Annotated in this window: 17 protein-coding genes; 7 read left to right on the top strand and 10 right to left on the bottom strand. The window is 52.1% G+C overall.

What is annotated here, in order from left to right:
- The first annotated feature begins 80 nt into the window (after positions 1-80).
- A complete protein-coding gene (locus tag RID21_RS10275; protein ID WP_350188601.1) occupies positions 81-734 on the top strand; it encodes a lysophospholipid acyltransferase family protein in 654 nt (217 codons plus the stop codon).
- Between the two features lie 173 nt (positions 735-907).
- A complete protein-coding gene (locus RID21_RS10270) occupies positions 908-2,518 on the top strand; it encodes an NAD(P)/FAD-dependent oxidoreductase (protein WP_350188599.1) in 1,611 nt (536 codons plus the stop codon).
- Between the two features lie 6 nt (positions 2,519-2,524).
- On the opposite strand, the gene RID21_RS10265 is transcribed toward RID21_RS10270, so the two are convergent.
- The 3 genes from RID21_RS10265 to mtaB all read right to left on the bottom strand — a co-directional run bounded on the left by RID21_RS10265 (position 2,525) and on the right by mtaB (position 5,044).
- Positions 2,525-2,824: a hypothetical protein gene (locus tag RID21_RS10265; protein WP_350188597.1), complete on the bottom strand. Its 300-nt coding sequence runs from the start codon at positions 2,822-2,824 to the stop codon at positions 2,525-2,527.
- A gap of 154 nt (positions 2,825-2,978) precedes the next feature.
- Entirely contained in the window at positions 2,979-3,653 is a 675-nt protein-coding gene (locus RID21_RS10260) for a nucleoside/nucleotide kinase family protein (protein WP_350188595.1), read from the bottom strand.
- Between the two features lie 86 nt (positions 3,654-3,739).
- Positions 3,740-5,044 (bottom strand): tRNA (N(6)-L-threonylcarbamoyladenosine(37)-C(2))-methylthiotransferase MtaB, encoded by a 1,305-nt coding sequence (gene mtaB, locus RID21_RS10255; protein WP_350188593.1) that lies wholly within the window; start codon positions 5,042-5,044, stop codon positions 3,740-3,742.
- A gap of 275 nt (positions 5,045-5,319) precedes the next feature.
- Between mtaB and ggt the strand changes: the two genes are divergently transcribed.
- The gene (gene ggt / locus RID21_RS10250; protein WP_350188591.1) at positions 5,320-7,095 is read left to right on the top strand and encodes a gamma-glutamyltransferase; all 1,776 of its coding nucleotides are present in this window, start codon (positions 5,320-5,322) and stop codon (positions 7,093-7,095) included.
- 20 nt (positions 7,096-7,115) lie between these two features.
- On the opposite strand, the gene RID21_RS10245 is transcribed toward ggt, so the two are convergent.
- The 4 genes from RID21_RS10245 to RID21_RS10230 all read right to left on the bottom strand — a co-directional run bounded on the left by RID21_RS10245 (position 7,116) and on the right by RID21_RS10230 (position 11,481).
- Positions 7,116-8,273: a HEAT repeat domain-containing protein gene (locus tag RID21_RS10245; RefSeq protein WP_350188589.1), complete on the bottom strand. Its 1,158-nt coding sequence runs from the start codon at positions 8,271-8,273 to the stop codon at positions 7,116-7,118.
- 516 nt (positions 8,274-8,789) lie between these two features.
- Positions 8,790-9,671, bottom strand: coding sequence for a sugar phosphate isomerase/epimerase family protein (locus RID21_RS10240; protein WP_350188587.1), 882 nt, complete (start codon positions 9,669-9,671; stop codon positions 8,790-8,792).
- Between the two features lie 65 nt (positions 9,672-9,736).
- Positions 9,737-10,777, bottom strand: coding sequence for a zinc-binding dehydrogenase (locus tag RID21_RS10235; protein ID WP_197999578.1), 1,041 nt, complete (start codon positions 10,775-10,777; stop codon positions 9,737-9,739).
- On the bottom strand, positions 10,774-11,481 hold the full coding sequence (locus RID21_RS10230) for an orotidine 5'-phosphate decarboxylase / HUMPS family protein (RefSeq protein WP_350188585.1): 708 nt from the start codon (positions 11,479-11,481) through the stop codon (positions 10,774-10,776). Before RID21_RS10230 ends, RID21_RS10235 begins: the two co-directional genes overlap by 4 nt.
- Before the next feature lie 439 nt (positions 11,482-11,920).
- Here RID21_RS10230 and RID21_RS10225 point away from each other — a divergent pair, with 439 nt between their 5' ends.
- Both RID21_RS10225 and RID21_RS10220 read left to right on the top strand, forming a co-directional pair.
- The gene (locus RID21_RS10225) at positions 11,921-13,063 is read left to right on the top strand and encodes an HlyD family secretion protein (RefSeq protein ID WP_350188583.1); all 1,143 of its coding nucleotides are present in this window, start codon (positions 11,921-11,923) and stop codon (positions 13,061-13,063) included.
- A 342-nt stretch (positions 13,064-13,405) separates the two neighbouring features.
- Complete coding sequence (locus tag RID21_RS10220) at positions 13,406-13,585, top strand: hypothetical protein (protein WP_145192766.1); 180 nt, start codon at positions 13,406-13,408, stop codon at positions 13,583-13,585.
- Positions 13,586-13,610: 25 nt separating this feature from the next.
- On the opposite strand, the gene RID21_RS10215 is transcribed toward RID21_RS10220, so the two are convergent.
- Positions 13,611-14,801, bottom strand: a complete 1,191-nt coding sequence (locus tag RID21_RS10215; RefSeq protein ID WP_350188581.1) for a M24 family metallopeptidase — start codon at positions 14,799-14,801, stop codon at positions 13,611-13,613.
- Positions 14,802-15,081: 280 nt separating this feature from the next.
- Between RID21_RS10215 and thrC the strand changes: the two genes are divergently transcribed.
- Together thrC and RID21_RS10205 are read left to right on the top strand one after the other, a co-directional pair.
- Entirely contained in the window at positions 15,082-16,491 is a 1,410-nt protein-coding gene (gene thrC / locus RID21_RS10210; protein ID WP_502892609.1) for a threonine synthase, read from the top strand.
- A gap of 121 nt (positions 16,492-16,612) precedes the next feature.
- Complete coding sequence (locus tag RID21_RS10205) at positions 16,613-17,107, top strand: hypothetical protein (RefSeq protein WP_350188579.1); 495 nt, start codon at positions 16,613-16,615, stop codon at positions 17,105-17,107.
- Here RID21_RS10205 and ribD read toward each other — a convergent pair.
- The gene (ribD, locus tag RID21_RS10200) at positions 17,099-18,262 is read right to left on the bottom strand and encodes a bifunctional diaminohydroxyphosphoribosylaminopyrimidine deaminase/5-amino-6-(5-phosphoribosylamino)uracil reductase RibD (protein ID WP_350188577.1); all 1,164 of its coding nucleotides are present in this window, start codon (positions 18,260-18,262) and stop codon (positions 17,099-17,101) included. The two genes, RID21_RS10205 and ribD, sit on opposite strands and share 9 nt — an antisense overlap.
- A gap of 69 nt (positions 18,263-18,331) precedes the next feature.
- Positions 18,332-20,521, bottom strand: a complete 2,190-nt coding sequence (locus RID21_RS10195; protein WP_350188575.1) for a tetratricopeptide repeat protein — start codon at positions 20,519-20,521, stop codon at positions 18,332-18,334.
- Between the last annotated feature and the right edge of the window lie 105 nt (positions 20,522-20,626).

The raw sequence follows: 20,626 nt of genomic DNA, 5'->3' as shown, positions 1-20,626 counted from the left end.
GGTCAAGATCCTGCAGGAGAAATCAATTGAAAATCAAGAGTCCGGCTCTATTGAGTCTCGTTAATAATCTGGTCGTCCTTATGTTACGTCTGATTTTCAAAACGACGCGTTTGGATTTTGTTGACGACAGCCTGGAACGCTGTCCATTTGCTGATACGGGGTCGGTACGTTTCCTGTACAGCGTCTGGCACGATTCCGTCATTCCCCCTCTTTTTGGAGCCCGTGGTCATCAGTCGGTCGCCTTAATCAGCCACCATCGGGATGCAGATACAATCAAAGCCATGCTCAAAGCAGCAGGTATGGGCGTCATTCGAGGATCTACTTCAAGGGGCGGTGCCGCTGCAATCAAGAAGTTACTCATCGAGGCAGAAGGAAACCATATCGTCATCACCCCCGACGGCCCCCGAGGCCCGCATCATAAAATGAAAGCAGGGATTGTTTTCCTGGCATCCCATTCCGGACGACCTGTGGTCCCCACCGCATTCACAGCTTCCCGCTATTGGGAATTAAAGGGCAGCTGGACCAATATCTTGATCCCTAAACCATTCAGCACAGTCTACTACATGATCGGACACCCCATCCACATCCCGGAAAACCTGTCCCGAGAGGAACTGAAATACTATACTGAACTCGTGCAGGAAAAAATGGATGATATCGAGCGCAAGTCTAAGCTGGTGCAGACAGAAAAGGTCTCACTGGCAGACGAATCCACGTCCCTGAAAAAAGCCGCCTGAATCAGATATAATGAGAAGTTGGGCAAAGTATTTTACCCTTTTCTGCCGGTTTCAAAGTGACAAAATTGCATTCGCTCACCCCAGCGGTATAACATGTCGAATTGCTCCGGGCGATCTCAAGTCGGGCGATCTCAAGTCGCATAACGCGCCCATTCGATTTCGGTTATTGATCTATGTCACTCAAAGTTACCAACATTCGTCTCCCCGTCGAGATTCCCGAGGAAGAACTGGCTCACGAGTTGGCTCTGAAACTGGGAGTCGGCGATGATGATCTGCAGAGTTTTCGAATTCTGAGAAAGAGTCTGGATGCCCGCTCGCGCCATGACCTGTGCTTTGTGTATTCTGCTGAGGTCAATGTCACTGACGAAACAAGCCTGCTGAAACATCTCCGTGAAGACCTTTCCGTCCAGGCATTTACCGAAAGTGCCTTTTTCGACCCGGAGAACGGATCGACTCCTCTGGAAGAGCGTCCTGTCGTCGTCGGCTCTGGCCCCGCAGGACTCCTGGCAGGTTACTATCTGGCGTGTAAGGGATATCGACCACTGATCATTGAACGTGGGTTTCCCGTAAAAGAGCGTGTCCCCGAAATCAGGCAATTCGATAAGGGAGCTGACTTCCATAGCGAGAACAACTACCTCTTTGGTGAAGGAGGCGCGGGCTGTTTCAGTGATGGCAAACTGACCTGCCGTTTGACTGGACCGGACGTGCAATGGGTTCTGGAGCGGTTTGTTGAGTGTGGTGCGCGGCCCTCGATTGTCTACGAACATCGCCCCCACCTGGGCAGTAACAAGCTCCCCATGATCTGTCGAAACTTCCGCCGCAAGATCGACGCCCTGGGAGGCGAGTTCCGTTTTGAATGTCGGCTGGAAGACATAGACGTCAAGGATGGTCAGGTGCAGGGCATCATGACCTCTTCCGGATACATCAAAACCGGACAGGTCATTCTCGGCATCGGTCACAGTGCCCGCGACACATACCAGATGCTCTATGACCTGGGCGTTCCCCTGTTCCGTAAAGCGTTTCAACTGGGCCTGCGCATCGAACAGCCTCAGGAACAGGTCAATGAGCACAAGTACGGTCGAGACGAATATCTGTCGCTGCTGGGAGCGGCCGACTATACCATGATCACGAAAGGCAAACGTGATCTGTATACCTTCTGCATGTGCGCCGGGGGAATTGTGATGCCCAGTGTTTCGGAACCAGGTATGTTCTGCACCAACGGCATGAGCAATTCACGGCATGACACCGGGTTTGCCAACAGTGGGATCATGACCACGATTTATCCGGAGGAATTCGGTAGCGAACATCCCCTGGCTGGCGTTGAACTGCAACGAAAGTATGAAGCGGCCGCTTATCAGATTGGACAGCAAAATTACTACTGTCCAATTCAGCGTGCCGATGATTTTTTAAATCACAAACAGACTGATGCCAGCCTTCAATACGAGGGTACCTACCGTCGCGGCGTTGTCCCCACTGACCTGCATCAGGTGCTACCTCCTTTAGTGCTTAACCAGATTGAGAATGGACTGCCTGTGATGGATAAAAAATGGCGCGGTCTGTTTCTGAAAAATGCGGTGCTGGTTGGCCCCGAGATGCGCGGCAGTTCGCCCGTTCGCATTGACCGCGATCGCGACACCTGTCAGGCACCAGGATATAAAGGACTCTATCCCGTAGGAGAAGGGGCCGGCTATGCAGGGGGCATCGTCTCAGCTGCCGTCGATGGATTATTGAGTGCCCGCAAACTGGTTGAGGAATTCTCGCCTCTCACCGCACCCGTCAACTGAAGTGTTTCAGTTCCCGTCGATGATCCCTTCAATCGAATTTTCGATGGCTTCCAGGTATTCATCCAGTTTTGTGAACAGCTCCTGGGTAAACTGGTCGCTCTTCAGCAAATCAGCAGCCTGGTTACGCACACTGATATCTTCTACCCGACGTTTTTCCACGCCTTCCGGTAGCACACGAACCATACGGATTAATTGCTGATTTTTCGGGAGGAACCCCAGCTCCAGATGGTCTGCGAGTTCTGCTGTCAGACGTTCCGTATTGGAAAACATCTCCCGCAAGGTGAGTTGGCTCAGGTCGCGCTTCACAATTCCCTTCTCCCTTCCAAAGATCAAAGAATACTGATATTAGACAGGCTGAGTCAGGAAAGGGTCAAGAGTATTTTAAGTTCAGCTTTGATTAAGATTGAATCAATCAACGCTGCTGTTCATGCAGGCGCTGAACAAACCGCTGAAGCAGGTATTACCGCGCCAGCAGACGTGTCAGATGCGACCAGATTTCAGTGCCAATGTCGTCAATAGAACGCTGCTGGCCTTCCTGCAAACACTCGATTTTGTCCCATTGTTCGTTCGCTTCTGCGAGTTGAAGATAAACATCTCGGACCTGGGCCAGATAGGATTGATCCGACTCATGCAGATCAGTGACCTGATCGGTATAGGATCGCGCCTGCTTTTCTGCCACCATTTTCTGTGCATAATCGGCAGGCAGATCCAGCAGGATTGCCTGATCCAGACGAGGCATCTGGTAGATCACGTATTCAATCTGCTCAATCCAGTAAATAAATTCGATGCGCTCATCCCCGGAGAGCTTGGCCCCCTGGTGGGCAATATTGGATGGAATGTAGCGATCAAAGATGACTACCTCGCTGTCCTCTATCGTCTTCTGGATAAATCCGCGTGATTCAAAGCGGTCACCAGCATATAGCAATGATGCGAGGAAAGGATGGACTGCATCTAATGCTCCGAAGCGGCCGTTCAGAAAATCGCCAATCGATTTCCCGAACAGGGTCTCAGAGTATCGTGGAAAACCAATCAGACTCGAGTTGATGCCCTCTGCCTGACACTTTTCATGCAGACGTGCAGCCTGAGTCCCTTTTCCCGAACCATCGATGCCTTCAATCGCAATTAATACGGCCACTCAACTTCTTTCTTTTCAATCGGATCGGACAGGGATATTACCAGCCAATATGACTGCAGCAACAAAGCTCTGTCTGTCACAATGAATCAGATGCGCTCGGCTTCGAGGTACTCACGGTGATCCTGAGTACCACGGGCGATCACAAACTTACCAAGATCCGCACTGGAGCCCGGGCAAACCACAGGGGCATACCAGCGATCGGTACCTCGCACCCAGCCGGGACGCTCTTCGCATTCACGTTCTACCAGAACTTCCAGTTCCTGATCAATGAGCGTGCGATAAAATTTTTGTGCTAAATCCCGTTCCAGTTCCGCGAGTTGCTGGCAACGTTCCTGCCGCACTTCGGCAGGGACCTGATCCTCATAAGTGGCCGCAGGTGTTCCCTTGCGGGCACTGAAAGGGAAGACGTGAATCTTCATGAACTCAGCCTCTTCACAGGCACGCAGTGTTTCTGCAAATTCTTCATCGGTTTCACCGGGAAAGCCGACAATCACATCAGTCGTAAAGGAAGGATGATTCAGTCGTTCCCGCATCATCTGCAGTTTTTCCAAAAACCGACTCACGTAGTAGCGGCGTTTCATCCGTCTCAGAACAGTATCGGAACCACTCTGCAGTGAAGGATGAAACTGGGGACAGAGGTGTTCACAGTCAGCGGCTGCAGAAATAAAATCATCGTGGATTTCAGCAGCCTCAACACTCGAGAGCCGCATCCGCCAGTCGCCGGGAATCTGGTCCAGCTTGCGAAATAAATGCCAGAGTCGGAAGGGGGCCTTGCCAGATTTGCCTCGCGTGGTATCTACACCAAAGTGACCGACGTGAATTCCTGTCAGCACGATTTCCTTGAAACCGTTTCCGACCAGCCGCCGGACTTCCTCTTCGATATCCTCCGGGGAACGACTCTGCAGTCCCGGACGTACCTGGGGAATGATGCAATACGTACACCGCAGGATACAACCATCCTGCACCTTCACATAAGCCCGTTTGCGACCTTCGAACTCAGAGATGCCGGTGGGCATGTCAACAATCCCGTGCCGCTCAAGGATATCGGGAAGCTCGCGCTTGTCGGTAATGACCTCAAAGACCCCCGGCAATTCGGAGACCGTCTTAGGATCTCGGGTGGCGTAACAGCCCATCACGAGAATCTTGGTGCCGGGATTATTTTTTGAAAGCTGACGAATCAGCTTGCGCCCCTTCGAGTCGCCCGTCGCAGTGACGGTGCAGGTATTCACAACACACAGGTCGGCCGTTTCATTTTCACCTGCTTCGCGATAACCGTTCTTCTCCAGCGCCTCTTTTACGAGTTGGGTCTCATACTGATTTACTTTACAACCCAGCGTAACGAGCTGGCATGTCTTCTCTGCTGGAGGCGTTTCGAGTCTGGTGAGTGTCATGGCATTGCGACTGTATAAGTTAACGGTTTGTTGCGGATGTCGATGCGGCGTCAGACAGCCGGGAACAGAATCATCTGAGGAAGCGGAAAACTGGTTTCAACAGGAAAACAGGGTAGCTGCACATCTGGAAAGATTTTCCGGCTTTCACTCTGGAAATCATTCAACACTGGTCGCATAGTATAATCAGAGTTCTGACAGACTTCGAGCGGCAATAGAAGTTTGTCTCTGCTGAATAACACATTTTTGCATCCCAGATTAGACCACAAGGGCAGAACATGCTGTTGAAACTTCTTAAGTGTAAACCACTATTAAATAACGTGTTGTGCATCTTAATCTCCAGTTTAATCCTCTTCAGGCCTCAAGCGGGTCGCGCAGCGGATCCTGCTGCCCCAACCGATGAAAAATTATATGAACAGGCAGTAGTCGCCGCCGATCATCCCCTGGCGAGTGCTGCCGGGCTCGCCATTCTCAAAACGGGTGGTAATGTCGTCGACGCCGCTGTGGCCACATCCTTTGCTCTGACTGTTCTCCGACCAGCCAGCTGTGGTCTGGGCGGCGGCGGTTTTATGGTGATCTGGAATGCCAAAGATCATAAGGCAACCGTGATCGACTACAGAGAACGGGCCCCCGCAGCTGCTACTCCCGATATGTACGCCAAGCTGCCGGGAACTGACAAGCAGCGTCAGCTGGCCAGCCGCCAGGGACCACTGGCAGTGGCAGTCCCCTGCACTGTCGCCGGATTGAGCTATGCTGTCAAAGAATACGGGACTCTGGATCTGAAAACAGTAATGCTCCCCGCGATTCAACTGGCCCGACGCGGGGTTCCAATCAACGAACACATGCGTTCTGTCCAGAAAGGGATGCTGGCCCGCATCAAAAATGGAACCCTCAATCCGGATGAGTTCAAGACGCTGGTCGATGAATACCTGAATCACGGAAAGCCCTGGAAAGAAGATGCCCGTTTTTACAGTCCCCAGTTGAAGACTCTGGAGCTTATCGCCGAATACGGGCGTGACGGCTTTTATCAAGGCGCTGTTGCTGAGGCGATAGTTAATGCCTGCGGGAAATCGGCCGGCGGGATTTTGACCCTGGAAGACCTGAAAGCAACCCAGCCCATCATTCGCAAACCACTGTCGACCAACTTTGATGGCTATCAGATTCTGACAATGCCCCCTCCATCGAGTGGAGGGATCGCCATCATCGAATCCTTCAACATGATAAAAGCACTCGAACAACAGACACTAAAACATCCCTTCGGGAAACTGAAGTATCACTCCCCAGAGGAAATTCACCTGCTGACGGAAGTCATGAAACATGCTTTTGCTGATCGAGCAGAGTACCTGGGTGATGCCGACTTTGTCCCCGTCCCCATCGATCGGCTGACCAGTGGCACTTATGCCAGCGAACTGGCTCGTCGTATTGATCCGCAGCAGACAAAATCCATGAAGGATTACGGCCGCTACGTTCCTCCCCAAGATGGAGGAACCAGCCATTTCTCAGTGATGGATGCCCAGGGAAATGCAGTCGCCTGCACGGAAACGATCAACCTGACTTTCGGCAGTTATGTCGTCATTCCCAAATACGGAATCGTCATGAACAATGAGATGGACGACTTCGCTGCCATCTCCGGAAAACCGAATGCCTTTGGTTTGATTCAGGGAAAAGCCAACGAAATCGAACCCGGCAAGAAACCGCTTTCCAGCATGTCCCCCACGATCGCAGTCAAAGATGGAAAAGCGGTCTTTTCCGCTGGTGCCTCCGGAGGCCCGCGCATCATCTCCAGCACACTGCAAGTGCTGTTGAACATGATCGTGTTCGGCATGACGCCGACTCAAGCCGTTGATGCGCCACGCATCCACCATCAATGGGTTCCCGAAGATCTCCTTCTGGAACCTGAGCTGTTTGATCAGGCGGGTGAAAAGCTTAAACGGTTTGGACACTCTACGAAACAGAGCTCCGGCCTGGCCGCCTCCCAGGCCGTTTCCCGTCAACCTGATGGCCTGCGCGGACACAGTGACCCACGAAAACACGGCGCTGCTGCCGGGTATTAAAGACCTCTAGAAAAGGCGGATTACTTACCGGCTAATTTCTTTTCGATCTTAGCCTGGGTACGGAGCAGCTGCTCTTTCACCACTTCATTCTCTTCGGTTTCTGCACGCTCCTGTAAAGCAGCAATTGCTTCTGCAGTTCCGATCGACTGCAGGATATTACAGGCCTCGATGCGCAGTGAAGAATCGGTGTCATTCAACAGTTGAAGTACCGGTTTTTCGGCGATTTCCCCCATGATCTGCAGGGCTCTCCGAGCATCTTTCCGGTCTTCGCGGTCGGACAGTCGGCCCACAAGGACTTCAGCCATGGTCTGCGAATGAATGTTCGGCAACAGTCTGATAATTTTCTCACGGACCAGAAAATCTTTTTCTTGTTCCAGTAACTCAGAGAATTCGCGAGTGGCGCCATCCGTGTACCAGACAGCCATCGCATTCACATGCTCGGGCATCCGGAAACCTTCCTTGGCCAGAGGCAACGTGGCGGCGAGAATTGACGACACCCGCTGCAGGTCCTGGGGATCAGGATCCATTTTAGCCAGTTTCTTACAGGCGGTGTCATGGGCAAACGAACTGGTCCCCGCAATCACACGCAGCGCCCAGTCGATCGTCTCTTCACCCGGCCTGGGTTTTAAATCGCGATCCGTACCTATATCACTTTTGGAAATAACAGTTTTCTCAGGCACGTTACCGATGGCCGGTACATTCCCCTTGGCTTGCATGTTTTTCAGCGACTCAGAATTCGCAGAAACTTTGAAGTCTGAATTCATTCCAGTCTTTCCAGCCTGGACATTCTGAGCGAGTGCCTTCAGTTGAGTTAATTCTGTGTCGACAGTGATGATTCGTTTTTGAATGTCAATTTCTTTGATCGCACCACATTTCAACTTCTGAGCAAACCCGAACAGATCTGCAGGTGCTGGCCGCATAATCAACACCAGTTGATTATCAATCAGGTGTTGTTCCAGCTGAATTGGTTTCGCACTGCCAGGCTGCTGATTTCCCACAACCGGAGCAAGCGTTTGTATAATCAAGGGCATCGCTTCGGGCATGTTATCACTAATGCCGCGTACGATCACAGCGACTCCAGGATTCTGGGGATCGAGTGTGTACTTACTGATCTCTGCGATGAGATCTACCTGGGAAGAGTCCGTTCCAGAAGCGACTGACTCTGCTCCCGGTTGCATTGTTTTTGTTTCTGACTTTGAGCTCGTTGCCTGCACCACGTTTCTCTCATCGCCTGACGACACGCTACTCGAATTTGAACGCTGAGGCGACTGTTGTACGGAACGGGTGCGAGACGAGGAAGTACTCTTACTCTTATTGTTAGAAGGCGCGAACGGATTGGAACTCACGCGCCGCTGTTCAGGCGAGTTGGAACTTCCACATCCACTGAAGCACAGTGTCCCTGTGAGAAGTAATACCAGTAAAGTTGTTTTTTGAGTTGTAACCAGCATGGCGTATCGGTTCTGTTGATTAGGAAGGTGCCTGCTAAGTACGTGTGACAATTACTGAATGATCAATTGTACTTCACGCACAGGAGGGAGTGACACAAAAATGTGTAATAAATATAGACGTATTAACACAGCGCATGACGCATCTCGTGTCAGATGTATACACCATACCCCAAGTTGGACGTATGTGCAACAGCCGATTACCTCTCTATCCCCCCAAATCTTCGCCAATTATTAATAAACTGGGTATTATCCCCAATATTGAGCCATTTTGGCCCGCAGAAATGCCACGCTTTCCTGGAGTTCTTCCATCCCATTAACGCCATCTTCGATGCTGATCCAACTGTCGAATCCAACTTCTTTTAACTGTGAGAAGATCTCGTCGTAATCGTTCAACCCCTTGCCGATCACCCCATGGCTGAGACGACTGGCATAGCCCAGGCTGTTTTCTTCTTTGCGCAGGTCCTCAATAGTTCCTTCAATCAGATAACGATCGCTGGCATGCATCGTGACAACCCGCTCCTTGATCCGTGCCAGGAGTTCCAGTGGATCCTCTCCTGCCAGAATCGTATTGCTCGGATCATAGTTGACCCCGAAGTGGGGAGAATCAATCCGGGACACCAGATCGCAGAAAACATCCGCCATCTGAGCAAATTCCGGGTAGTCCCAGTAATTGTCTTTGTAGTGATTCTCAATGATCAGGGTGAGCCCGAGCTTCTCCGCCAGCGGCAGGCAGGCCTCGATGGAAGAGACCGTATACTGGATGCCCTCTTCCCGCGAGACTTCGGGGCGTCTCTGTCCGGACAGGACTCGACAATATTTTCCTCCCAAAGCAGCCGTCATTTCCATCCAGAATTTTTCATGCTCGATCTGTTCTTGACGAAATGCTTCATCAGGATGGGTGAAGTCCGGCGAGCAGCACATCATGGGAATTTCCAGTCCCTGATCCGTTGCCATCTTTTTGGCTTCCGGCCAGAAACTCTGATCCTTCATCTCCAGGAAGCCGGCATAGAATTCAAGTCCATCAATATCGAGTGTCGCTGCCAGTTCAATCCACTGCTGGAGTGTCATTTCTCCGGATAGACACAGTTCATCCATAAAGGCTTTAGGAAACGCGGCTAGTTTGGGCATCGAGGGTTCCAGTTTTTTATATTCAACGTTGCAGGAAATGTTTTACATAAGCAGGGCGATCAGCATCAGGGCGTGAGAACCGCTTTCACGATCTCGCCAGAGTGCATTGTCTCGAAAGCAGTATGCCAGTCACTCAGAGACCAGGTACCACCGATAATCGGATCGATATTCAATTGCCCGGTCGTCAACAACCGAATCACCCGCTCCCAGATCGGCCAGTTATGGCTGAAGCTGCCTTGCAGGCGAATATTCTTCTGTACGAGTGGATCCAGCGAGAAGCCCAGAGGTTGAGGCCCCCAGCCCACTTTGCTGATCCAGCCCCCAGGACGAACGATCTCCAGCGACTTCTTCAATGTCACTGACACGCCGGCAGCATCAACCACGCCATTCACGCCAAGACCATCTACCGCCAGGCTCCACTCATCCAGACCGGCAATGATCGGCTCACAACCATACTCGCGAGCAGCAATTTCCAGACGGCCCTGATCCCGTTCCAGACCAACGACCGCAACTTCCGCTCCCTGCAACCGGGCCATCGCAGCACACAGCAAACCTATGGGCCCAGGCCCAAATACAACAACCCGATCCCCCGGTTGAATATCTCCATTCATGACGACTGCATTAAAGGCCACGCAGCAAGGTTCCGTGAGAGCCGCTTTTTCCAGAGGCAGACTGTCAGGCACATGATGCAGACAACGCGCCGGCACCCGGACGAAGCTGGTCATGGCCCCATTCACACCATAGCCGAAGCCTTTTCGAGTCGGGTCCAGATTGTAGCGTCCCTCGCGGGAGAGTGGGTTGTCGGGATCGATGATGGCAGCCGTTTCGCTGACGACGCGATCTCCGATCGACCAGTTGCGAACCAGTTCACCCGTCCTGGAAATGGTACCGGCAAATTCATGCCCCAGCACGACGGGATAGTTGACCGGCCAACTGTGGTCTGCCGTCCATTGATGCAGGTCACTGCCACAGACCCCCACGGCAGCCACTTCTAAAAGCACCTCATCCGGTCCAATCTCGGGAACCGGAATCTCCTGTAATTCGACCGAGTCTGCCTCAGGAGCATAATTCACGACTGCCGTCTGCATTGATTCCACCTGACTCATTTCTGACCTCCAATCACTACATCACCGTAAGCGTGTACTTTTTCACAAATCAGCCGCAGTGAATCTTCCAGATCTCCTCTGGCGGTCTTAAAGGAATCGGCATCAATGGTCAGCGGTGCTCCCAGTACGACCAGCGGCGCCCCATATTCGGGAGTGCGAATGGCCTGTTCGAGCGAAAGCCCACCCACAGCCTGCACAGGAATGCTGACAGCTTCGACGACTTCTTTTAATTGATCCAGGGGACTGGGCATCCGCTCGCCGCGGGCAGCGATACCCCGGCGCTCATCATAGCCGACATGGTGAATCACGTAGTCACATCCGAGGTCTTCCAGTTTTTTCGCGGCAGAGACCATGTCATCCGCGAGGTTATCCCCCATGACTTCGACGCCATGATCTTTCCCCGCTTTAACCACACAGTGAATCGTCTCTTCGTGTGCCCGCGACATCACAACCACGTGGGTTGCCCCTGCCTTGGCCATCATTTCCGCTTCCAGGTAACCACCGTCCATGGTCTTGAGATCCGCCACGATTGGCGTTTCCGGGAACGCTTTACGCAACTCCCTGACACAGTTCAAACCCTCCGCCAGAATCAGAGGGGTGCCGGCTTCCAGCCAGTCCACTCCAGCCCGCATCGCCATTGCTGCCGTTTCGAGCGCCTCTTCAATATTGGTCAGATCCAGTGAAATCTGTACGATCGGCTTCATAAATTCATTTCACTTTCTATGTCTGTAGCGGTAAGCGTCTTTAAAAAAGATGATCTGTCCATCTCTGTAAATCACTTCGAAGTAGACTCGATTTCATCCTAACCAAAGGATTTCAGAAAAGCGACTGCTGAGACTCCGGTCCAGAATAGAGCCTCTTATTCGAGGTGGCCTGCGCTCCAGAACGATCCCCCCAATCCCGGCCCCCCCCCCCCCCCCCAAGAAGAACATGGCCTAATGTATACTCTCACTTGAGATAACCTGAGCACATCCCGCAAGAAGTCTTCGTAAACGTTAAAGTTTAACACCCAACCACTGAGCAGTGTGGAATTTGACGGTTTTGAGGTAAATTCTGATCTTCCGGATTCCGATTCGATTAATGGCGTGCTCTGTACGCAAAGGAAAACTGTTTGACTCTGGATGATTGACAGGACAGCCAGAAATGCCTGCTGAAACTATCGATGACTATCAGGTGCAACACCATCTGAACGAACATCACTCCTCGCTCGGTTTCCGGGCGCTGGTCATATTAATGATTGCACTGGTCGGGGGCGTCAGTTGCGCTCAATGGGTCAGAGGACTTCGCGTTGACAGTTACGTCGGCTCGCTTCAGGCCCCGAAAACGATCGTCACTGCGCGAACCGATGCGGTGATCCAGAAAATGTATGTCACAGAAGGACAGACGGTAGACAGTGAAGATATTGTCGTAACCCTCTTTGATCGCTCACTCGAAAAAACCTGGCAAGTCAAACAACAACAGTTAGCGGCGCTGGAAGCACAGTTGGAACAATCCAAGGCGAAAACAGAGGTCGAACTGGCGTTACGCAACAAAGAAATCGAGTCCGAAGTCTTCCAGGCCAAACTCAAATCATCCCAGTACCTGAAAGAGCAGTACATTCATCAGATTACTAATCTAGCCTGGCAGGACTTCCTGCAGGATTACGATTCGATCTCCAGCAATGGCTCAAACGAAGAAGTATTTCGCTCACTGGTTTATGAAAGCCGACTTCCTGATGAGAATCGGATCACCGCCATGCTGCGGCAGGAATCCGCTCGTAACTCGGCCGAAGTGTTTGCAGCACGCGTCAAACTCTGTGAAGAACAGATGGCCGAATTGAAAGCACTGCAAAGAAAACTTCCTCAGCAGATTCGCCTGGCGATGGGAGTCGAAGTGATCAAGAATCGACTCGAACAGGTGAAAAACGAGTTGAAACAACTCGAAACCCAACGCGAAGACCTGCAGCTCAGAGCTGGTCGCTACGGCACCGTCGGCATGCTTGAAAAAGAAGTCGGCGATACCATCCAGAAGGGGGCTCCTATCGTAGAACTGTTCGATAAAGACCATCCCTATCTGCTGGTTGAGGTTCCCTCTCGCAAGATCAGCCTGTTCGAAGAAGGGACTCAGGTCAAAATTCTCTTCTCGGGAAATCTTAAGGGGAAGGGCGTCGTCCGGAAAATCTCAGAGCAGGCCATCCGCAAGCCGGGATCCAGCGAAAGTCTGATTCTGGTACATGTCGAGCCGGCAGGTCCACTCTGGCCTGAACTGCCTATGGGAACAACCGTCGACATCTCTCTGGAGAAATAATCGACCCAGGCCGCAGAATCGGAATTTCATTCCAGATGCAGTGAAATCCTAACCTCAGATAAAGCCATGCCTTGCGTCAGATGCGCTGCAGTTGAGTGAATTTCGGCTTGCATTCCAGACAAAAAGACTACAATATTTGTCCATTCCAGTGATTCTTGTCAGGAGTAACTTTTCACTGGAGCCTGATCTTTTCTCTCTCACATGCTTGGGGAACCCACCACAGGCGCCCCCTTTTCGGTGAGAGATTTTCAGGTACGTTCTTTAACAAATCGGGTCGTGCGGCTGCAGGAAGCTGGTTCGCCGAGTTTCATTCTCAAACCATTTGTAGTGAGGAGAAGACCGTTGGGTAATTCAGCTACCATTCCTTTTTCAGCACATCAGACAGATCAGTTATCAGTCGATGCGATTGAGGAGATTAAGCTGCGCACCTGGGCACGAAAGAACTACACCGAAGTATCGCAGCGCGACGATCTCTGGCACCCTGTCATCCTGGACGAAATGCTTCGCATTGACCAGGAGTAACTCTGAATCTTCCGGAGCGTCTGACTCAGTATTCCTTCAGTATCGGAAGAATCTCTGTCTGGCGCTCCCCGGCTGTAACATGAACTTTGCAGGCTTCATCTACAAAGACATTGATCTCACTGCGTACCCCGAACTCGGGTAGATAGATTCCCGGCTCGATCGAAAAGCAGGTCTGAGGCAGGATGAGCCGTTCCTCATGGGTTTCCAGGTTATCCATGTTAGCACCATTCCCGTGGGTCTCCTGTCCAATGCTGTGACCAGTGCGGTGCACGAAGTACTCGCCATACCCTGCTGCTTCAATGACATCGCGACAGGCCTGATCCACTTCCCAACCTTGAATTGGCTTACCGGAAGCAAAAGCTTCTTCCACGACAGTAATGCCGGCATCACGTGCTTCCGCCACGATCTGAAAGATCTTCGAGTACGCTTCCGGAACTACGGTTCCTGCAAAGCCAACACGGGTCATGTCACTGTAAACCCCGCGGGGGATATCACACTTGGCCCACAGGTCAACCAGTATAAAATCCCCTTCGCGGATCGCCGTATCTGTGCCGGTCCCCGTTTCATAATGTGGATTTCCACTGTGTGCTTCACGCGCCACAATGGGAGGGTGATAAGTTGTCAGGCCTGACTCTTCAAAATGCGCCATGATCACATCACAGACGGCCTGCTCTTCGACACTCCCCTGCTCGCGAATCTGACGGGCGATGAATGACCAGGCGACCTCAAACGCCTGGTCGGTACTGACACCCGCACGCTGATGCAGTTCCCATTGCTCCTGATCCCAGACCGCTTCAAACAGTTGCACCAGATCTCCAGAAGGCACAATGGAGTCGACCGATTCGCGCACCAGTTCCACCGTTCCAGCATCCACGCGGGAAATGTAAGGATTAGCATTGCGCGGTGAATACTCCATCGCAACCTGACTGGTTCCTTTCAGAATCGACGCAAGCCCCGCTTCCAGTTCCTGCCACTTGAGATAAACAACCTTCTCTCCCGGCAGATGATCGAGTGCTCCCGATTCAATCCGGTGGACCAGTTTCAGTGGTGTCCCCACTCGGGGAACAAAGTAAAAAAAGCGACGAGAGCCGATGGCTGCTTCAGGAATATCCAGGATCCGCAGGGCAAGTACGTTACTGCCACGAAAATCGTAAAATAGCCAGCCGTCCAGCTGAAACTTGTCTAACGCAGCCTGTACCCGGGAAAGATCGAACATCGTCTCATTGCCTGCTGATTCAGAGTAAGCGAGTGGTAGATACGGAACATAATTGCCGTTACCCAAATCAATGTAAGACCTTAGAAATATTATTTCAAGAAGAGATCTGCAGCAGCATCCCTCAGACTGAACGAACTTCCGGGAAAAACCCTCTGTTTGCCGGTGCTTTCTGTTGCGTATCGTCGTAGTGGTCTGGACAATAAACGCCGGTTTTGAGATTCCCCGATCTAAGTTGCAACAAATCAGGCATTTCTTATTTTTAATCTGAAACTGAGGAGAAATTACGATTTCCACTGTATCGACTGAACTTGCATTCCAGAAGTGTATTTCACCTGATTGTGAGGCCACCTATTCTCTGGATGAAGTATTAACCGGTTGCCCCAAATGTGGCGAACTGCTTGATGTCACTTATCAGTGGGACCAGGTACCGCTGCCTCAGTCATTACGTGATTTCGAAAAACGCTGGAGTCATCGTAATCGACCACTCGATTTCAGTGGTGTCTGGCGATTCCGCGAACTGCTCCCCTTTGCCAGCGACGAACAGATCGTCACGATCGGCGAAGGCCAGACGATGCTCAAAACCTCTCAGCCTGTCGCTCGCTATGTTGGTGTCAACGATGATGGCCTGTTCCTGCAATACGAAGGACTGAATCCTTCCGGCAGTTTTAAAGATAACGGGATGACAGCCGCGTCTACCCATGCGACCATGGTTGGCGCAAAAGTCGCCGCCTGTGCTTCTACCGGAAACACCAGCGCCTCACTAGCCGTCTATGCCAGTGTCGCACAGAAGTTCAAAGTCGTCGTTTTCGTTGGCAGTGGAAAAATCGCCTTTGGCAAACTGTCACAGGCACTGGATTATGGTGCGAAGACCATTCAGATCCAGGGAGACTTCGACGACGCCCTCGCACGCGTGCGTGAAGTCTGTCAGACCGAAGGCATCTACCTCTGCAACAGCGTCAATCCCTTCCGTCTTGAAGGTCAGAAATCGATCATGTATCGCGTCCTGGAAGGACTCGACTGGCAGGTGCCGGACTGGATCGTTGTTCCCGGCGGAAACCTGGGGAACTCCAGCGCATTCGGCAAAGCTTTCATGGAACTCAAGGCACTCGGCCTGATCGATCGGATTCCGCGTCTGGCGATCATCAACGCCCAGGGCGCCAACACTCTGTATCAGCTCTATGAAAAAGAGGGGCTCCGCTGGAACGGGGGCCGCTACGACCGCGATCGCTCTACCGATTTCTTTACGAAGATGGATCAGGAAGATCGTCGGGCTTCCACTCTGGCCAGTGCGATCGAGATCAATCGTCCCGTCAATTTCTCTAAATCACTCCGTGCCCTCGATGTCTGTGACGGCATCGTGCGTGAAGTCAGTGATCAGGAGATACTGGATGCCAAAGCACAGGTCGGCGCTGGTGGTCTCGGCTGCGAACCTGCCAGTGCAGCAAGCGTCGCTGGAGCCCGACTCCTTAAAGAAGAAGGCGTCATTGCCGCCGGCGATCGCGTCGTCTGCATTCTGACCGGGCATCAGCTGAAAGATCCCAACGCGACCGTAGCATACCATTCTGCGACTGATGAACATCTGGATGAAAAACTGATGAATCATGGCGTAAACAAAACGCCTTTTTCGAACGGACCTATTGTCGTCGAGAATGAATTAGATAAAATAATAAATGTGATTCGATCTTTCTAATCATACCAACGCGCTGGAAGTTTCCTGTAATTGAAACGAAATCTTAATGCACATCAGTGTGTTTCAGCTTCATAAACAAAGCGATACTTTAACCGGTGAGAATTAAGATAAGGGAAAAGGAATGAGCACACCCTTTGAGGAATTGGAATACTTGGCTGACTTTCTACCCGAGGAAGGAGAGTCAGTAATTGTTTCACGGAATCATGGTGAACTGGTCTGTGAAAATTTCCAGAAAGAGCGTCCACTGGATGAGATGGCCAGTCCCGAATTTTACGGGCACTTGGTACATGCTAACGAACGGCTCAATGCCCTCGTCGCCCGTCCGGTCTGGATCGCGCTATTGACCTGGTTCTGGGCCTGCGTTCTCATCCATCGCCAAATGGAACTGAGCTGGGATGGCTGGTATCTGGATCTGGGACTGGGCCTGGTGGCCATGGCGGCCTGCTATGCCGCGATCCGCTTCCGCCAGGATCGCTACTTCAAAGACGAAGTACGCCCTACCTTGAACCGCCAGATGTATGGCAGCAACCTCAGCAAATATGCTCTCGTCGGTGTGATCAGACAGCGTCCGGAACTGCGTACCCTGCTGGATACGCTCTCACGTTCGCTAAACTGATTTTGGTTCCACAGAACCTTCACGCTCTGAAGCCTGATACACCAACCGTCCGTGCAAGTAAAGATCGGACTCCAACTGCTGCACTTCCAGTTCGGTGACGTTTTCAAAAGAGGGGATCTGGTCAAGGCCGATTCCCGCCATAGGTGTGATCGCCGCTTCTCCACCAACAAGCTTCGGAGCGAGGAACACGTGCACCTCGTCAATCAGCCCCGCATCGAAACCAGAGCCGAGTAACCCTCCGCCCCCCTCGATCAGTACGTTGGTCATCTCTCTACGCCCCAACTCCTTCATAAATAATGTGAGGTCAGGGCGGGTTGATTCAGCGTCAGCTGTTATCAGACACACTTCGACACCGGCCTGTTCCAGCCGTTGTATATTTTCCGCCGGCGCAGATGGATGAGCCACCACCAGCACGGGAGCCTCAGAAATGGTACGAACCAGCCTGGACTCACAGGAGAGCGTCGCCTGAGAATCAATGACAATTCGCGTGAGTGTTCTCTTTCCTGCAGGTCGCGCAGTCAGCAGGGGATCGTCGGATAGTGCAGTTTGATGACCGACCATAATTGCATCCATACGCCCCCGCAGCTCATGCACGATTACACGTGACCTGCTGTTGGAGATCCACTGTGAATGCCCTGTGCGGCTGGCAATCTTTCCGTCGAGCGTCATGGCCCATTTGGCATGTACCCAGGGCAACCCCTGTGTTACTCGCTTCACAAAAGGCCTCACCAGTCGCTGTGCTTCTTCTTCTAAAAGTCCGACTTCGACTTCAATCCCGGCTGCTTTGAGATCAGCGATTCCACCACCGTCCACATGCGGGGCAGGATCGCGCATCGCAATCACAACTTTTTTCACACCTGCCTGTATCAATGCCTGAGAACAGGGGCCGGTCTTTCCCTGATGGCAACAGGGTTCCAGGGTCACATAAACAGTCGCCCCCCTGGCCTTGTCCTCTGCCATTCGAAGCGCGTGGATTTCGGCATGGGGACCACCACACTTTTGATGATAGCCTTCCCCCAGCAGCTGTAGCCGATCATCTACGATCACCGAGCCCACAGCGGGGTTGGGTTCTACAAAACCTTGCCCCAGGTGGGCCAGTTCCAGGGCACGCTGCATGACTGCTTCAGGACTGGAAAACTGACTGATCGGATCCACGGCCTAAATCGCTTTACTTCAGGTAACAGCATTGAGTTGATCCTGCCCCGCAGAATCAGCTCCTGTTGATTATGATTGGCCCGGTAGCCAGAGCTTCGATCCCGAACCAGAATCTGCCTCGGGAGTCGCTTCACCGGGCGACCAGATCCCCTCGCTGGAAACATTGCCTGTCAGATCTCCGGTATCCAACAGTGACGATTCTTTCATCCAGGGAAGATCCAGATCAAAGGCCTGCGCGAATGCCTTCAGGTACTCTCTGATCTGAGGCATCTTTTTCCCATATTTGTCCCAGATCTCTTTCATGAAATCAGAGAGCCCTGGATCAGATGTATCTTCCAACCGGAAAGACAACTCACGCATCTTCCACTGGAGTTCATTCTCAAACGCCTGACTCGCCTGCGCGTTTTCCTGACCTTTGTGAATCCAGGACAACATCTCTTCTCGCTGATTCTTCTTATGACAAATCTCTGTCAGCGTAGTGTAAACGCGATCCAGGTCGACTTCTTTTTTGCATTCATCCCGGCTGAGGACTTCGATCAACACATCATACAGAAAACGGGGATGCCGAATTAATAAAGCCCGATTGAAGATATACATCAATTGCCGATCACTCAATTCCTTAACCGGAATTCGGTTCTGGGTCATTGAGGAACAGGTATTGAACTGGGACGACTCGTCAATCTCCAGCGCAGGCAGCTCGGAAACTTCCAGCGCGGGAGACAGCTCTGCAAAGTCCAGGAAATGTCCTAGCGAAAGTGTCTGTGCATCCAGAACATACACGGCCGCGGTCAGTGAAACTTTGAGACTCTCATCCTTCTCCGCTTCAACAGGCGTTTTCCCATCCAGTCCCGCCAGGGGAGTTCCCGGCCACGTCTTGGAAAGCAGTATTTTCCACTGCTCCGCTTCCAGTTCCCGTCGTTTGAGAATGGGCATTTTCTGAGGGAAGCTCCAGCGGAAAAAGAGAGGCCACTGCTCAGTAGGCACAGGTGACAGCGGAGTCCCCGCATCTTCACTTTCCGGTTCCAGCTCCTGCAGGCCACACTCAGTTTTCCCGTCTTTCCCGAGAGCGTCTGCGAAAATCTCTTCCGCTTGCGTCAGTTGGTCACCCTCGTAGGCATACAGTCGGATGCTCGCATGATGCCCCAGCTGGCGATCTGCATCAAAGACATCAATATCACCAATTACCGTGGGGACATTTTCGAGAGCGATCGCTTCGCCGCGGGATTCGGCATCAAGTTCGGTGTTGAGGATTTGATAATACGCAACAGGAGTCGTCTCCTCCTGATCCTGTGGTGGTGGAACATTGCCTCTTAAAACCTGCGGGTGCTGATCCAGCAGGCCCAGGAATTTCGCAAGCGATTCGACTTCGTAAATCTTTTCGATGGAATTAACAACTTCAGCCGTGTTATTCAGATCCAGCAGCTGCGCCAGTGTTTCCAGCTCGACGGCATCTGCAAATTCCGATTCCAGTTTCGCAGCCTGATGAAACAGCTCCGCGGCTTTTACTTCATCGGTTGCCCAGGCATAACAGAAGGCTGCGTTTTTCCAGAGGATGACCAGCCCGGTCGCTTCTGCCAGCTGTTTAAACAACCCTGCAGCGGAGCGATAACATCCGAGATTTGCCAGACGCTGTGCCTTCTCAAAAGTAGTCTGCTGTTCGCTGTCTTCGAGAGGGCAGCGTTCCAGGACATGCACTCCCCGGAACTGATACGGGATTTGATCATCCCCGTCAAACTCCAGCAGGTTCATAAACAGGTTCTGCTGATACTCCTGTGAGGCCACACGCATTGCCAGGGCAAAATGCTCCCGGGCTGCCAGGTAATAGCCACGCATCTGCAGGGCAATCGCGATACTGATCGCCAGGGGAGTCGCCAGACTGACATCAACGGCGGCGCACTTCTGAAACGCCGTGTAAATGGTTTTCTGAGACTGCTTGTATCCATGCGCCAGAAAGGAAGAGGTCGCCAGCAGAGAATGGGCGGCGGGATGATCCGGTTCTCGCTCCAGGCATTCGTTTAATGGAACCAGCGCGTCTTCAAAGCGTCGTTCAGCCATCAGGATCTGAGCTTCAGTAATGTAGCTCAAAGGTTGTTCGGGATATTTCTTCTTCAGGCGATCCAGAAGTTGCAATGCTGTCGCCGTCTGATGAGTCTCATGCAGATGCGATATTTTGCTGACCTCGTCTCCAATCGAGTGGCAGCAAAACTTATATTTTTTCCCGCTGTTGCAGGGACAGGGATCATAGGGATCAATACTCATAACCTCGGCCTTCTTGGTTTCCAGGATGGGTATTTGGCGGACGGGCAGCTCTCTCGGAAAACAGCGTACTGATACAGGTTCGAAGTAGAGTGTCTGCTGAATGAC

The organism is Gimesia sp. (assembly GCF_040219335.1).
In the GTDB taxonomy this organism is placed as follows: Bacteria; Planctomycetota; Planctomycetia; order Planctomycetales; family Planctomycetaceae; genus Gimesia.
The sequence above is the reverse complement of the archived record's forward strand: the minus strand, read 5'-3'. Positions and strand labels throughout refer to the sequence as shown.

Coding starts and splice junctions, on each gene's coding strand:
- RID21_RS10235 (WP_197999578.1), bottom strand. CDS start 10,777: ATGAGTCAGGTGGAATCAATGCAGACGGCAGTCGTGAATTATGCTCCT.
- RID21_RS10270 (WP_350188599.1), top strand. CDS start 908: ATGTCACTCAAAGTTACCAACATTCGTCTCCCCGTCGAGATTCCCGAG.
- RID21_RS10215 (WP_350188581.1), bottom strand. CDS start 14,801: ATGTTCGATCTTTCCCGGGTACAGGCTGCGTTAGACAAGTTTCAGCTG.
- RID21_RS10275 (WP_350188601.1), top strand. CDS start 81: ATGTTACGTCTGATTTTCAAAACGACGCGTTTGGATTTTGTTGACGAC.
- RID21_RS10245 (WP_350188589.1), bottom strand. CDS start 8,273: ATGCAACCGGGAGCAGAGTCAGTCGCTTCTGGAACGGACTCTTCCCAG.
- mtaB (WP_350188593.1), bottom strand. CDS start 5,044: ATGACACTCACCAGACTCGAAACGCCTCCAGCAGAGAAGACATGCCAG.
- RID21_RS10225 (WP_350188583.1), top strand. CDS start 11,921: ATGCCTGCTGAAACTATCGATGACTATCAGGTGCAACACCATCTGAAC.
- RID21_RS10195 (WP_350188575.1), bottom strand. CDS start 20,521: ATGAGTATTGATCCCTATGATCCCTGTCCCTGCAACAGCGGGAAAAAA.
- RID21_RS10240 (WP_350188587.1), bottom strand. CDS start 9,671: ATGCCCAAACTAGCCGCGTTTCCTAAAGCCTTTATGGATGAACTGTGT.
- RID21_RS10205 (WP_350188579.1), top strand. CDS start 16,613: ATGAGCACACCCTTTGAGGAATTGGAATACTTGGCTGACTTTCTACCC.
- ggt (WP_350188591.1), top strand. CDS start 5,320: ATGCTGTTGAAACTTCTTAAGTGTAAACCACTATTAAATAACGTGTTG.
- RID21_RS10230 (WP_350188585.1), bottom strand. CDS start 11,481: ATGAAGCCGATCGTACAGATTTCACTGGATCTGACCAATATTGAAGAG.